This window comes from Salmonella sp. JXY0409-18 (genome assembly GCF_020268625.1).
Taxonomy (GTDB): domain Bacteria; phylum Pseudomonadota; class Gammaproteobacteria; order Enterobacterales; family Enterobacteriaceae; genus Salmonella; species Salmonella enterica.
Genome location: NZ_CP084216.1, coordinates 1,366,740 through 1,380,501, shown reverse-complemented (window position 1 = coordinate 1,380,501; position 13,762 = coordinate 1,366,740). Strand labels below are relative to the sequence as shown.

Genomic DNA, 13,762 nt, shown 5'->3' with positions numbered 1-13,762 from the left:
TGTTTTTTCGAACATTTCCGAACTATCCACCGTCTGATAACCGGGTAAGATATCCCACGTTTACCCAGGGCTTTAAGAAAAAGGAGTATGTCCTGAATATGGTTTCATCATCCACAACCGTACCACGTAGCGGCGTCTATTATTTCTCGCAAGGATGGAAGTTAGTCACCCTACCGGGAATCCGCCGCTTTGTTATTTTACCTTTGCTGGTCAACATTGTGCTGATGGGCGGCGCATTTTGGTGGCTGTTTACCCAGCTTGACGCCTGGATACCTTCGTTGATGAGTCATGTGCCGGACTGGCTGCAATGGCTGAGCTATCTGCTGTGGCCGATTGCGGTTATCTCTGTTCTGCTGGTCTTTGGCTATTTTTTCTCTACCCTCGCCAACTGGATCGCCGCGCCGTTTAACGGCCTTTTAGCCGAACAACTTGAGGCGCGGTTAACCGGCGCCACGCCGCCAGATACCGGCATACTCGGCATCATGAAAGATGTACCGCGCATTATGAAACGTGAATGGCAAAAGCTGGCGTGGTATCTGCCGCGCGCTATTGTACTGCTGGTTCTCTATTTCATTCCTGGCATTGGCCAAACCATCGCGCCGGTGTTGTGGTTTTTGTTCAGCGCCTGGATGCTGGCGATCCAGTATTGCGACTACCCGTTTGATAACCACAAAGTGCCGTTTAAAACGATGCGCGCCGCGTTGCGCACGCAGAAGGTCGCGAATATGCAATTTGGCGCGCTCACCAGCCTCTTTACGATGATTCCGGTGCTTAACCTGTTCATTATGCCTGTCGCCGTCTGTGGCGCGACGGCAATGTGGGTTGATTGCTGGCGTGCTAAGCACGCGTTATGGAAATAACGTAAAAATGTATAAATAAGAGATGGCTTATGCTGTCTCTTATTCCATACTGATAACCATTATTTCCCATCAGCATATAGATATGCGAAATCCTTACTTCCCCATATCTGGCTGGAAGGTATGCTGGGAAGGTATCCCAATTTCATACAGTTAAGGACAGGCCATGAGTAAGATTTATGAAGATAACTCGCTGACTATCGGTCATACGCCGCTGGTTCGACTGAACCGTATCGGTAATGGACGCATTCTGGCGAAGGTGGAGTCGCGCAACCCGAGCTTCAGCGTCAAGTGCCGTATCGGCGCCAATATGATTTGGGATGCCGAAAAGCGTGGCGTACTGAAACCTGGCGTGGAACTGGTCGAGCCGACCAGCGGCAACACCGGTATTGCGCTGGCGTATGTCGCCGCCGCGCGCGGTTACAAACTCACCCTGACCATGCCGGAAACCATGAGCATTGAACGCCGCAAGCTACTCAAAGCATTAGGCGCGAATCTGGTGCTGACCGAAGGGGCGAAAGGGATGAAAGGCGCTATTCAGAAAGCCGAAGAAATTGTCGCCAGCGATCCGCAAAAATATCTCCTGCTCCAGCAGTTCAGCAACCCTGCCAACCCGGAAATCCATGAAAAAACCACCGGCCCGGAAATCTGGGAAGACACCGATGGTCAGGTGGATGTGTTTATCTCCGGCGTCGGTACTGGCGGTACGTTAACCGGCGTCACGCGTTATATCAAAGGGACGAAGGGTAAAACCGATCTTATCACCGTTGCGGTAGAACCCACTGACTCCCCGGTTATCGCCCAGGCGCTGGCTGGTGAAGAGATCAAACCGGGCCCGCATAAAATTCAGGGCATCGGCGCAGGCTTCATCCCAGGCAACCTGGATCTGAAACTGATTGATAAAGTGGTTGGCATCACCAATGAAGAAGCCATTTCTACCGCGCGCCGTCTGATGGAAGAGGAAGGTATTCTGGCGGGAATTTCTTCCGGCGCCGCGGTTGCTGCAGCGCTTAAGCTGCAGGAAGATGAAAGCTTTACCAATAAGAATATTGTGGTTATCCTACCTTCATCAGGTGAGCGTTATCTGAGCACCGCGTTGTTCGCCGATCTCTTTACTGAGAAAGAACTGCAACAGTGATGCCAGCATGTTAAAAACGCGTAAAAAAGCACCTTTTTGGGTGCTTTTTTGTGGCCTGCTTCAAACTTTCACCTCACCTGGCATTGATTCACCCTGCCGGAACTGGTATTTAACCAGACTAATTATTTTGATGCGCGAAATTAATCGTTACAGGAAAAGCGTTAGCTGAATCGATTTTATGATTTGGTTCAAATCTTCCTTTCGCGGCATAATGTTTAATGACGAGCGAAACGTCAGCGGCCATAAGTTGCCAGCAACGGATTGCGTAGAACACCTTTTGTGTCGCGTCCCGTTTACGCCGGCGCTAACAATACAGGCTAAAGTTGAGCCGCCAGGCTAGACTTTAGTTCCACAACACTAAACCTATAAGTTGGGGAAATACAATGTTCCAGCAAGAAGTTACCATTACCGCTCCGAACGGTCTGCACACCCGCCCTGCTGCTCAGTTTGTTAAAGAAGCAAAAGGCTTCACTTCTGAGATTACTGTGACTTCCAACGGCAAAAGCGCCAGCGCGAAAAGCCTGTTTAAACTGCAGACTCTGGGCCTGACTCAAGGCACCGTCGTCACCATCTCCGCAGAAGGTGAAGATGAGCAGAAAGCGGTTGAACATCTGGTCAAACTGATGGCGGAACTCGAGTAAGTTTTTTTCCGGGTTCTTTTAAAAATCAGTCACAAGTAAGGTAGGGTTATGATTTCAGGCATTTTAGCATCCCCGGGTATCGCTTTCGGCAAAGCACTGCTGCTGAAAGAAGACGAAATCGTCATTGACCGGAAAAAAATTTCTGCCGACAAGGTTGATCAGGAAGTTGAACGTTTTCTGAGCGGTCGTGCCAAGGCATCTGCGCAACTGGAAGCGATCAAGACAAAAGCTGGTGAAACGTTCGGTGAAGAAAAAGAAGCCATCTTTGAAGGGCATATTATGCTGCTCGAAGATGAGGAGCTGGAGCAGGAAATCATAGCCCTGATTAAAGATAAGCACATGACGGCTGACGCAGCCGCACATGAAGTTATCGAAGGTCAGGCCACTGCCCTGGAAGAACTGGATGATGAATACCTGAAAGAGCGCGCGGCTGACGTACGTGATATCGGTAAGCGCCTGCTGCGCAACATCCTGGGTCTGGCCATTATCGATCTGAGCGCGATTCAGGAAGAAGTTATCCTGGTTGCCGCTGACCTGACGCCATCAGAAACTGCACAGCTGAACCTGCAGAAAGTGCTGGGCTTCATCACCGACGCGGGCGGACGCACGTCTCATACCTCCATCATGGCGCGTTCTCTGGAACTGCCAGCGATCGTAGGTACCGGTAGCGTCACCTCTCAGGTGAAAAACGGCGACTATCTGATTCTGGATGCCGTAAACAACCAGGTTTACGTCAACCCGACCAACGATGTTATTGAGCAACTGCGCGCCGTCCAGGAGCAGGTTGCGACCGAGAAAGCGGAACTCGCAAAACTGAAAGATCTGCCGGCAATCACGCTGGATGGACATCAGGTCGAAGTTTGCGCCAACATCGGTACCGTTCGCGACGTTGAAGGCGCTGAGCGCAACGGCGCGGAAGGCGTTGGTCTGTATCGTACTGAATTCCTGTTCATGGATCGCGACGCGCTGCCGACGGAAGAAGAGCAGTTTGCCGCCTATAAAGCGGTCGCTGAAGCATGTGGCTCGCAGGCGGTTATCGTCCGTACCATGGACATTGGCGGCGACAAAGAGCTGCCGTACATGAACTTCCCGAAAGAAGAGAACCCGTTCCTGGGCTGGCGCGCCGTGCGTATCGCCATGGATCGCAAAGAGATCCTGCGTGACCAGGTTCGCGCGATTCTGCGTGCCTCCGCTTTCGGTAAATTGCGCATTATGTTCCCGATGATCATCTCTGTTGAAGAAGTTCGCGCGCTGCGCAAAGAGATTGAAATCTACAAACAGGAACTGCGTGACGAAGGTAAAGCATTTGACGAAAGCATTGAGATTGGCGTGATGGTGGAAACACCGGCTGCGGCGACAATTGCGCGTCATTTAGCCAAAGAAGTTGATTTCTTTAGTATCGGCACCAATGATTTAACGCAGTACACCCTGGCAGTTGACCGTGGTAATGATATGATTTCACACCTTTACCAGCCAATGTCACCGTCCGTACTGAACTTGATCAAGCAAGTTATTGATGCTTCTCATGCAGAAGGTAAATGGACTGGCATGTGTGGTGAGCTTGCAGGCGACGAACGTGCTACACTTCTGTTGCTGGGGATGGGTCTGGACGAATTCTCTATGAGCGCCATTTCTATCCCGCGCATTAAGAAGATTATCCGTAACACGAACTTCGAAGATGCGAAGGTGTTAGCAGAGCAGGCTCTTGCTCAACCGACAACGGACGAGTTAATGACGCTGGTTAACAAGTTCATTGAAGAAAAAACAATCTGCTAATCCACGAGATGCGGCCCAATTTACTGCTTAGGAGAAGATCATGGGTTTGTTCGATAAACTAAAATCTCTGGTTTCTGATGATAAGAAAGACACCGGAACTATTGAGATTGTTGCCCCGCTCTCTGGCGAGATCGTCAACATCGAAGACGTGCCGGATGTAGTTTTTGCTGAAAAAATCGTTGGTGATGGCATCGCTATCAAACCAACCGGTAACAAAATGGTCGCCCCTGTTGACGGTACCATCGGCAAAATCTTTGAAACCAACCATGCGTTCTCTATCGAATCCGATAGCGGCATTGAGCTGTTCGTTCACTTCGGTATCGACACCGTTGAGCTGAAAGGCGAAGGCTTCAAGCGTATTGCTGAAGAAGGTCAGCGCGTGAAAGTTGGCGATCCGGTCATCGAGTTCGATCTGCCGTTGCTGGAAGAAAAAGCCAAGTCTACCCTGACTCCGGTTGTTATCTCCAACATGGATGAAATCAAAGAACTGATCAAACTGTCCGGTAGCGTGACCGTGGGTGAAACTCCGGTTATCCGCATTAAGAAGTAATTCTTGCCGCAGTGAAGAATGGCGCCTTTGGGCGCCATTTTTTTTGCCTGTAGGCCGGATAAGGCGCTTGCGCCGCCATCCGGCGATGGTGCGGCGCACTGCCTGATGGCGCTACGCTTATCAGGCCTACAAGGTTGCGAACATTTCAGCGCCAATCCACGGGTTACAACTGCGAGGTCACCGGGCGAAAGCACTTCTCGCGCATCAGGATCTTCATCCCATCCGGGCCACTCTCCAGCATCCTGCGTTCGGAATCGGACACTTGCAACTCGCACTGATAGCCGCCAGTGATACCAAACATCGCCCGCGCTACGCAAATATCTTCCAGCGCGTCCAGCCCGCTCGTTTCAAAATGCCCCACGATACGTCCCTGCTGGCGAACTACCAGCCGATAACTCTTCATCGCGCCTCCCCTGCCGGCGGCAGAATTAACTCATCACAGCCACACTGCTGTGTCCAGGTCATCACCTCCAGCACGCGCTGCGCCGCATCTTTTGCCGCGGTCGTCAGTTTTTTTCCCTGCACAATACCGCTGACCAGCTCGGCGCAGAAGAGATCTCCCGTCCCTTTTAATTCCGTCGCCACCCGCGGGTGGGCAAAGACCTCCACGACCTGCGCGGTAACGACGGCAACCGTTATGGTCTCCAGAGATTCGCCCGGCGCGCTGGTGATAACCACCCATTTCAGCGTATCGGAAAGCAGCGATTGCGCCGCCGCCACCGCCTCTTCCAGCGTGCGACACGGTTTACCACTCAGCATCTCCAGCTCAAATACGTTCGGCGTTAGCCCCTGCGCCTGCGGCAACAAATGTGTGCGATAAGCCTTCGGAATTTCCGCCTGCACATACATTCCACTGTCGGTATCGCCAATGACCGGATCAACAAGAATACACACCTCCGGATGCGAAGCCCGGATCGCCATTAGCCACTTCGAAAGCAAGACAATTTGGTCTGCGCTGCCCATGTAACCGGTGGTAATCGCTTTTAATTCACGTAGCGCATCGCGCTCATTCAACGCCGTAAGGTAGCCTGCAAACCACTCGGCGGGAATAATGCCGCCATAAAAGGTTTTATAGTGCGGCGTATTGCTGAACAGCACCGTCGGGACAGCCGCCACGCGTAATCCCTGCGCTTTAATGGCCGGAACAGCGATGCTGTTGCCTACGCTGCCGTACACGACCTGTGACTGGACGGCGACGATATCGGTCTGTAACGCCCGATGGTTGTCGTCGAAGAGCACTGACTGAATATCACTCTCTTGTCCCATAAAATTTTCCTCTCGCTGGACAGCAGGCTACCGCCTCATTATCATTGTCATATGCTAAAATTCATTTTGTCATAGGTCAATAATGATCGACGGAAAAACCGCTAACGAAATTTTTGACAGTATCCGTCAACACATTATTGCCGGCACGTTACGGGCAGAGGATTCGCTCCCGCCGGTACGGGAGCTGGCAAACGAATTAAAGGTGAACCGCAATACCGTCGCAGCGGCGTATAAACGGCTGATAACGGCGGGACTGGCGCAAAGTTTAGGCCGCAATGGGACGGTGATTAAAGGCAGTCCGTCTCCCGTAGCGCTGGAAGGCGGCGATCCGCATACGCCTCTGCACGACCTTTCCGGCGGCAATCCCGATCCGCAGCGTCTGCCTGACCTCAGCCATTATTTTGCCCGTCTCAACCGCACGCCGCATCTCTACGGCGATGCGCCCGTTTCCCCTGAACTACACGCCTGGGCGGCGCGCTGGCTACGGGATGCCACTCCCGTCGCAGGCGAAATTGATATCACCAGCGGAGCTATCGACGCTATCGAAAGACTGCTTTGCGCGCATCTGCTGCCGGGCGACAGCGTCGCGGTGGAAGATCCCTGTTTTTTAAGCAGTATCAATATGCTGCGCTATGCCGGTTTTAGCGCCAGCCCGGTCAGCGTAGATAGCGAAGGAATGCAGCCTGAAAAGCTGGAGCAGGCGCTAAATCAGGGCGCGCGGGCAGTGATCTTAACGCCGCGCGCGCATAACCCTACCGGCTGTAGTCTGAGCGCTCGCCGTGCCGCTGCGCTGCAAAATATACTGGCGCGTTACCCTCAGGTACTGGTCATTATCGACGATCACTTCGCCTTGCTTTCTTCGTCGCCCTGGCAGCCGGTTATTGCGCAGACAACGCAACACTGGGCGGTGATACGCTCCGTTTCCAAAGCCCTCGGCCCCGATTTACGTCTTGCTATTGTCGCCAGCGACAGCACGACCTCGGCAAAACTTCGGCTGCGGCTAAATGCCGGTAGTCAGTGGGTCAGCCATCTGTTACAGGATCTGGTCTACGCCTGCCTGACCGACCCTGAGTATCAGCACAGGCTGGCGCAAACGCGGCTGTTTTACGCCGCCCGGCAACAAAAACTGGCCTGCGCCCTACAGCAATATGGCATCGCCATTTCTCCCGGCGACGGCGTGAATGCCTGGCTCCCGCTGGACACCCATAGCCAGGCTACCGCGTTTACGCTGGCAAAATCCGGCTGGCTGGTACGTGAGGGAGAAGCCTTTGGCGTAAGCGCGCCGTCTCACGGTCTACGTATCACGCTGTCGACATTAAATGACAGCGAGATCAACACGCTGGCGGCTGATATCCATCAGGCGCTAAATCGCTAACAGGAGAAAATAACGTGCGAGTTCATTTTGTTGTCCATGAGTCGTTTGAATCCGCTGGCGCTTATCTGAAATGGGCTGAAGATCGCGGTTATGCCATTTCATGGTCGCGCGTCTATGTCGGAGAAGCGCTACCGCCCAATGCCGATGAGTTCGATATGCTCGTGGTATTTGGCGGTCCGCAGTCGCCGCGTACCACCCGCGAAGAGTGCCCGTACTTTGACTCTCGCGCCGAACAGCACTTAATTAATCAGGCGATTACGGCCCGGCGAATGGTTATCGGCATTTGTCTTGGTTCGCAGCTCATTGGCGAGGCGCTGGGCGCCGCTGTGTGCCAAAGTCCGGAAAAAGAGATTGGTCACTACCCTATTACGCTCACTGAAGCCGGTCTGCGGCATCCGCTTATCGCCCACTTTGGCTCCCCGTTAACCGTCGGCCACTGGCACAACGATATGCCAGGACTCACCGATCAGGCGACCGTGCTGGCTGAAAGTGCCGGCTGTCCACGTCAGATAGTGCAGTACGGCAATTTTGTCTACGGCTTCCAGTGTCATATGGAATTTACCGTCGAGGCGGTTGAAGGATTAATCCAACATTCGCAACAGGAGTTGGCCGACGCGCAAGGGAAGCGTTTTATCCGCTCGGTCGCCGAGATGCGCGCATGGGATTACCAGCAGATGAATGAAAAGCTGTGGCGTTTTCTGGATGAACTCACGCTGGCGCACTCACAGAAATAACCACACCAGGAGTGCAGCTTATTACCCGGCTAACGGTCTGAGGTGCAGTGATTCTCGCATGAAAAAGGATTTTACCATGAAGAAAATTGTCTGCGCCGTCGTTGCGCTCCTGCTGACCCTACCCGCCTGGGCGAAGCTAAACGCCCACGAAGAAGCGCGCATTAACGCCATGCTTAATGCGCTGGCGCAGAAAAAGGATCTGACATTCGTTCGTAACGGTGATGCGCATAACTGCGAGGAAGCCGTATCGCACCTGCGCTTAAAACTGGGTAACACGCGCAATCGTATCGACACTGCCGAACAGTTTATCGATAAAGTCGCGTCGTCGTCGTCCATCACCGGAAAACCCTATATCGTTAAAATTCCTGGTAAAAGCGATGAAAACGCGCAGCCTTATTTACATGCGCTTATTGCGGAAACGGATAAAACGCTATAACACACGGGTGCCATACGACGATGGCACCTCGTTTAAATCCCCGCCCCCTGGCTGAAATGCTCTTCACCAAACACGCCGGTAGACAAGTAACGGTCGCCGCGATCGCAGATGATCGCCACCACTATCGCACCGGGCGTGGCTCGTGCGACGCGTAACGCACCCGCTACCGCGCCGCCGGAACTCACGCCGCAGAAAATCCCTTCACGCACCGCCAGTTCACGCATGGTGTTTTCGGCATCATTCTGATGAATATCCAGCACCTCATCCACCAGCGAAGCGTTAAATATGCCCGGCATATATTCCGCAGGCCAGCGGCGAATTCCCGGAATACTGCTGCCCTCTTCCGGCTGCAGGCCAACGATAGTGACCGGCTTTTCCTGCTCGCGCAGAAAACGCGACACGCCGGTAATGGTGCCGGTCGTGCCCATGCTGGAGACAAAATGCGTTACCCGCCCCTGCGTTTGCCGCCAGATTTCCGGGCCGGTGGTCGTGTAGTGGGCGTAGGGATTATCAGGATTATTAAACTGATCGAGCAGTTTACCTTCTCTGCGCTCAGACATAGCGAGCGCTAAATCGCGCGCCCCTTCCATTCCCTGCTCTTTAGTGACCAGAATCAGCTCCGCGCCATAGGCCCGCATTGCCGCCCGACGCTCCTGGCTCATGTTGTCTGGCATCAACAGCTTCATGCGATAACCTTTCAGCGCGGCGATCATCGCCAGCGCAATGCCAGTGTTGCCGCTGGTCGCTTCAATCAGGACATCGCCCGGTTTAATTTCCCCGCGCTTTTCCGCCTCGACAATCATCGATAGCGCCGCGCGATCTTTCACCGATCCTGCTGGATTATTGCCTTCCAGCTTGACCCAGATTTCACTGCCGTTATCCGGCGCCAGACGTTGTAATTTGACCAGTGGCGTATTGCCGATGGTTTGTTCTAATGTATTCACGTTTTCAGCTCAATAAAAATGCCGGGTGGCGCTGTGCTTACCCGGCCTACAAAATCACGATATACGCTGTAGGCCCGGTAAGCGAAGCGCCACCGGGCGATAACTATGCAAATTAACCTATCAGGCAGACTCCGCAAGAGCAAGCGCCTCATGGGGCTCAATACGCTGGTCGCCATGATAGAGACGTGCGTTCTGTAAGCCGACAAACAAACGCTCGCCGCGCTGCGGGACGTCGTCACCCGCCATCACCACCGTCAGCGGATCGTGATACCACCCCAGCGGCTGCACCACTAGCTGTGTATAATGACCTTTCGGGCTGGCCTCAATGACCTGTACTGGTAGCGGAGAATCCAGGCTGGTGCGGCGGCTAATATCCACCTCCCACGGACGCAGGAACAGATCGACCGGCCCCTGGTACGCGGGCGTATAACCCAGCGGCCAGCGATGCGCGCCAACGTGAAACTGCCCGCCGCGGACGGTGCCTGTCAGGCGGTTCACCTCGCCCATAAACTCCAGTACGAAGCGGGTTGCCGGTTCACGCCACACTCGATCCGGCGCATCAGCCTGTTCGATATTGCCCTGACTCATCACCACCACCCGATCCGCCACTTCCGTCGCTTCTTCCTGATCGTGGGTGACAAAGACGCTGGTGAATTTCAGTTCTTCATGTAGCTGGCGCAACCAGCGACGTAACTCTTTACGTACCTGGGCATCCAGCGCGCCAAAGGGTTCATCCAGCAGTAGAATTTGCGGTTCCACGGCAAGCGCGCGCGCCAGCGCCACGCGCTGTTTTTGTCCGCCGGAAAGCTGGGCGGGGAAACGATCCGCGAGGTGCGCCAGTTGCACCATCTCCAGCAATTGCGTCACTTTCGTTTTAATCGCCGCCGCAGTTGGGCGGTCGCGTCGCGGCAGCACCGTCAGACCAAAAGCAATGTTGTCAAACACCGTCATATGGCGAAACAGCGCATAGTGCTGAAACACAAAACCGACTTTACGCTCACGCGCGTGCAGGCGGCTAACGTCCGTACCGTGGAAACGAATATGGCCGCTGGACTGATGTTCCAGCCCGGCAATAATGCGCAGCAGCGTCGTTTTGCCGGAACCTGACGGCCCCAACAAGGCAACCATCTGGCCGGAAGGAATATCCAGCGAGATATCATTCAGTACCTGAGTACGACCAAACGATTTCTTAATTCTGGCGATCTCAATGCTCATGATTTTCCTCCTGTTGCGCGCGTTTTTCCTGATTCTCCAGACGCCATTGCAACATGCTCTTCAAAAACAGGGTAATAATCGCCATTAGCGTCAACAATGCGGCGGCGGTAAAGGAGCCGACGGTGTTGTAGTCCTGCTCCAGTAATTCAATCTGTAACGGTAGCGATAACGTTTCGCCGCGAATCGAGCCGGACACCACCGACACCGCGCCAAACTCGCCAATCGCGCGGGCGTTGGTTAATACCACGCCGTAGAGTAGCGCCCAGCGAATATTCGGCAACGTCACGCGGCGAAACATTTGCCAGCCGGATGCGCCCAGTAAAATCGCCGCCTCATCTTCCTGACTGCCCTGGCTGAGCATCACTGGCACCAGTTCGCGCACCACAAACGGACAGGTGACAAAAATAGTGACCAGTACCATCCCCGGCCAGGAGAACATCATTTGCAAATTATGCTCATCCAGCCAGCCGCCCAACGGGCCGTTGGAGCCATAAAACAGCAGATAAACCAGACCGGCCACCACCGGCGAGACGGCAAAGGGAATATCCAGCAGGGTCAGCAGTAGCTGACGTCCGGGGAAGTTAAAGCGCGTCACCAGCCACGCCAGCAGAATGCCGAACACCAGATTCACCGGCACTGCGATCAAGGCAATCAACACCGTCAGCCAGATAGCGTGCAGCATGTCCGGATCGGCCAGATTTTGCAGTACCGGCATTAACCCTTTGCTGAACGCCTGCACGAAGATGTAAATCATCGGCACCAGCAGGATAAACGCCGAAACCAGCATCCCGACGCCAATCAGAAACCATTTTCCCCAGTTAATGCGGGAGACGTCGTATCGCTTCAATTGAGTCACTTCCGCCATTAATGACCTACCACACGTCGACCAAAGCGACTTTGCAGAGTGTTAATTGAGAACAGCAGCAGCAGTGATGCCGCAAGGATCACCGAGGCAATGGCGCTGGCGGCGGGGTAATCAAACTCCTGCAAACGCACAAAAATCATCAGCGAGGTCACTTCTGTTTTCCAGGCGATATTTCCGGCGATAAAAATCACCGCGCCAAACTCGCCCAGGCTACGGGTAAAAGAGAGCGCCACGCCGGCAATCAGCGCAGGCGACAGCTCAGGCAGCACGACTTTGCGAAAACTTTGCAGGCGGGTGGCCCCCAGCGTTTGTGCCGCTTCTTCATATTCCGGCCCCAGCTCTTCCAGTACCGGCTGGACGGTTCGTACCACAAATGGAATGCTGGTAAAGGCCATCGCTACCGCAATACCGAGCCAGGTATAGGTCACTTTGATATCAAACTGCGCAAGAAACTGACCGTAGAAACCGTTCACTGAGAACAGCGAGGCCAGCGTTAACCCCGCCACCGCTGTCGGCAGCGCAAACGGCAGATCCATCAGCGCATCCAGTAACGTGCGCCCTGGAAAACGGTAGCGGGTTAAAATCCACGCCATCAGCAGGCCAAACACGCCGTTAAAAATCGACGCCACAAATGCCGCCAGCAGCGTCACTTTATAAGCAGCCACCACCTGTGGGTTGGTCACGACATCCCAGTATTGCGACCAGCTCATCTGTGAGAGCTGCATCACCAGCGCGCTCAACGGCAACAGCAGGATCAGGCAGACAAACAGCAAACTGGTGCCGAGGCTTAACGTAAAGCCGGGCAGCACGCGTCGGGAAGAAACGGCAAGCATTACTTACGCCCCGCCGCCAACAGTTTGTCCAGCTCGCCGCCGCTGGCAAAGTGCGTTTTCATCACTTCCGGCCAGGAACCAAACTTGTCTTCCACGCGGAACAGTTCGGTCTGCGGGAATTTATCTGCTTGCTTGCCCATGATTTCCGGGTTATTCACGCGGTAGTAGTAATGGGTGATGATGGTCTGCGCCTGCGGGCTATACAGCCAGTTCAGGTAAGCTTTGGCGGCTTTTTCTGTGCCGTTGGCCTTCACGTTTTTATCCACCCAGGCAACCGGGAATTCAGCAAGAATGTTCGTTTTCGGGATCACCACTTCAAATCCCTGGGCTTCATATTGTTTGCGGATGTTGTTCACTTCCGATTCAAAACTAATCAGCACATCGCCCAGACCACGCTCGGCAAAGGTAGTCGTAGCGCCGCGACCGCCGGTATCAAACACTTCGACGTTTTTCAGGAACTGGGTCATAAACTGTTCGGTTTTGGCTTTATCGCCGCCGTCCGCGTTATCCGCCGCGCCCCATGCCGCCAGATACGTGTAACGGGCGTTGCCGGAGGTTTTCGGGTTAGGGAAAATCAGCTTCACGTCGGAACGTACAAGATCGCTCCAGTCGTGAATATTTTTCGGGTTCCCCTTGCGCACCAGGAAGCCCATCGTGGAATAGAATGGCGAACTGTTGTTCGGCAGACGGCTTTGCCAGTCGGCAGGGATCAGTTTGCCTTTATCATGAAGAATCTGTACGTCGGTCACCTGATTGTAGGTCACGACGTCTGCCTTCAGCCCCTGCAAAATCGCCAGCGCCTGTTTTGATGACCCGGCATGAGACTGCTTAATCGTCAGCTTATCGCCGCCGTTATCCTTCGCCCATTGTTGCTCAAACGGCGGGTTAAGGGCGGCAAACAGCTCGCGGGAGACATCGTATGAGCTGTTCAGCAGCTCCGTTGCCTGCGCCTGCCCTGCCAGTAACAGCATTGCTGCCAGCGTCAGGGGTCTCTTTTTCAGTAAGTTAACGGCCATTGCGCACCCTTATAAATTTAATGACTTTCTTATGGTCATCATATTTATAACCAGCGCTAAAGGAGTAACGGTTTTATATACCGTTTGATGATTTGAAAGTTGAAAAGGGAATAAGA

General features: G+C 53.8%; 15 protein-coding genes. 8 read left to right on the top strand and 7 right to left on the bottom strand.

Annotation, left to right across the window (positions count from 1 at the left end; genetic code table 11):
• The first annotated feature begins 98 nt into the window (after nt 1-98).
• The 5 genes from cysZ to crr all read left to right on the top strand — a co-directional run bounded on the left by cysZ (nt 99) and on the right by crr (nt 4,962).
• Complete coding sequence (cysZ, locus tag LDB27_RS06465) at nt 99-860, top strand: sulfate transporter CysZ (RefSeq protein WP_000255008.1); 762 nt, start codon at nt 99-101, stop codon at nt 858-860.
• Nucleotides 861-1,023: 163 nt separating this feature from the next.
• The gene (gene cysK / locus LDB27_RS06460) at nt 1,024-1,995 is read left to right on the top strand and encodes a cysteine synthase A (RefSeq protein ID WP_000036904.1); all 972 of its coding nucleotides are present in this window, start codon (nt 1,024-1,026) and stop codon (nt 1,993-1,995) included.
• 383 nt (nt 1,996-2,378) lie between these two features.
• A complete protein-coding gene (ptsH, locus tag LDB27_RS06455) occupies nt 2,379-2,636 on the top strand; it encodes a phosphocarrier protein Hpr (protein ID WP_000487600.1) in 258 nt (85 codons plus the stop codon).
• Between the two features lie 48 nt (nt 2,637-2,684).
• Nucleotides 2,685-4,412 (top strand): phosphoenolpyruvate-protein phosphotransferase PtsI, encoded by a 1,728-nt coding sequence (ptsI, locus tag LDB27_RS06450; RefSeq protein ID WP_000623118.1) that lies wholly within the window; start codon nt 2,685-2,687, stop codon nt 4,410-4,412.
• Between the two features lie 40 nt (nt 4,413-4,452).
• Nucleotides 4,453-4,962, top strand: coding sequence for a PTS glucose transporter subunit IIA (gene crr, locus LDB27_RS06445; RefSeq protein WP_000522253.1), 510 nt, complete (start codon nt 4,453-4,455; stop codon nt 4,960-4,962).
• 163 nt (nt 4,963-5,125) lie between these two features.
• Here the strand turns inward: crr and LDB27_RS06440 are convergent, their stop codons facing one another.
• A complete protein-coding gene (locus LDB27_RS06440; RefSeq protein ID WP_000844541.1) occupies nt 5,126-5,365 on the bottom strand; it encodes a hypothetical protein in 240 nt (79 codons plus the stop codon).
• Nucleotides 5,362-6,228 carry a pyridoxine/pyridoxal/pyridoxamine kinase gene (gene pdxK, locus LDB27_RS06435; protein WP_000529602.1) on the bottom strand — a complete coding sequence of 289 codons (867 nt, stop codon included), beginning with the start codon at nt 6,226-6,228 and terminating at the stop codon, nt 5,362-5,364. Before pdxK ends, LDB27_RS06440 begins: the two co-directional genes overlap by 4 nt.
• Before the next feature lie 82 nt (nt 6,229-6,310).
• On the opposite strand from pdxK, the gene ptsJ reads away from it, so the two are divergent.
• The 3 genes from ptsJ to LDB27_RS06420 are packed head-to-tail and all read left to right on the top strand — an operon-like array spanning nt 6,311 to nt 8,773.
• Nucleotides 6,311-7,603 (top strand): transcriptional regulator PtsJ, encoded by a 1,293-nt coding sequence (gene ptsJ / locus LDB27_RS06430; protein ID WP_000565102.1) that lies wholly within the window; start codon nt 6,311-6,313, stop codon nt 7,601-7,603.
• Between the two features lie 14 nt (nt 7,604-7,617).
• Nucleotides 7,618-8,337, top strand: a complete 720-nt coding sequence (locus tag LDB27_RS06425) for a GMP synthase (protein ID WP_001263743.1) — start codon at nt 7,618-7,620, stop codon at nt 8,335-8,337.
• A gap of 58 nt (nt 8,338-8,395) precedes the next feature.
• Nucleotides 8,396-8,773, top strand: coding sequence for a YfeK family protein (locus tag LDB27_RS06420; RefSeq protein ID WP_000710731.1), 378 nt, complete (start codon nt 8,396-8,398; stop codon nt 8,771-8,773).
• Between the two features lie 32 nt (nt 8,774-8,805).
• On the opposite strand, the gene cysM is transcribed toward LDB27_RS06420, so the two are convergent.
• The 5 genes from cysM to cysP form a co-directional block, all read right to left on the bottom strand.
• Entirely contained in the window at nt 8,806-9,717 is a 912-nt protein-coding gene (gene cysM / locus LDB27_RS06415) for a cysteine synthase CysM (protein WP_001093877.1), read from the bottom strand.
• A 120-nt stretch (nt 9,718-9,837) separates the two neighbouring features.
• Nucleotides 9,838-10,932, bottom strand: a complete 1,095-nt coding sequence (gene cysA / locus LDB27_RS06410; RefSeq protein WP_000021072.1) for a sulfate/thiosulfate ABC transporter ATP-binding protein CysA — start codon at nt 10,930-10,932, stop codon at nt 9,838-9,840.
• Nucleotides 10,922-11,797: a sulfate/thiosulfate ABC transporter permease CysW gene (gene cysW, locus LDB27_RS06405; protein ID WP_000852713.1), complete on the bottom strand. Its 876-nt coding sequence runs from the start codon at nt 11,795-11,797 to the stop codon at nt 10,922-10,924. The genes cysA and cysW overlap by 11 nt, the downstream gene beginning before the upstream one ends.
• Entirely contained in the window at nt 11,797-12,630 is an 834-nt protein-coding gene (cysT, locus tag LDB27_RS06400; RefSeq protein ID WP_000881746.1) for a sulfate/thiosulfate ABC transporter permease CysT, read from the bottom strand. The genes cysW and cysT overlap by 1 nt, the downstream gene beginning before the upstream one ends.
• Nucleotides 12,630-13,646, bottom strand: a complete 1,017-nt coding sequence (gene cysP, locus LDB27_RS06395) for a thiosulfate/sulfate ABC transporter substrate-binding protein CysP (protein WP_000290270.1) — start codon at nt 13,644-13,646, stop codon at nt 12,630-12,632. The genes cysT and cysP overlap by 1 nt, the downstream gene beginning before the upstream one ends.
• Nucleotides 13,647-13,762: the final 116 nt, after the last annotated feature.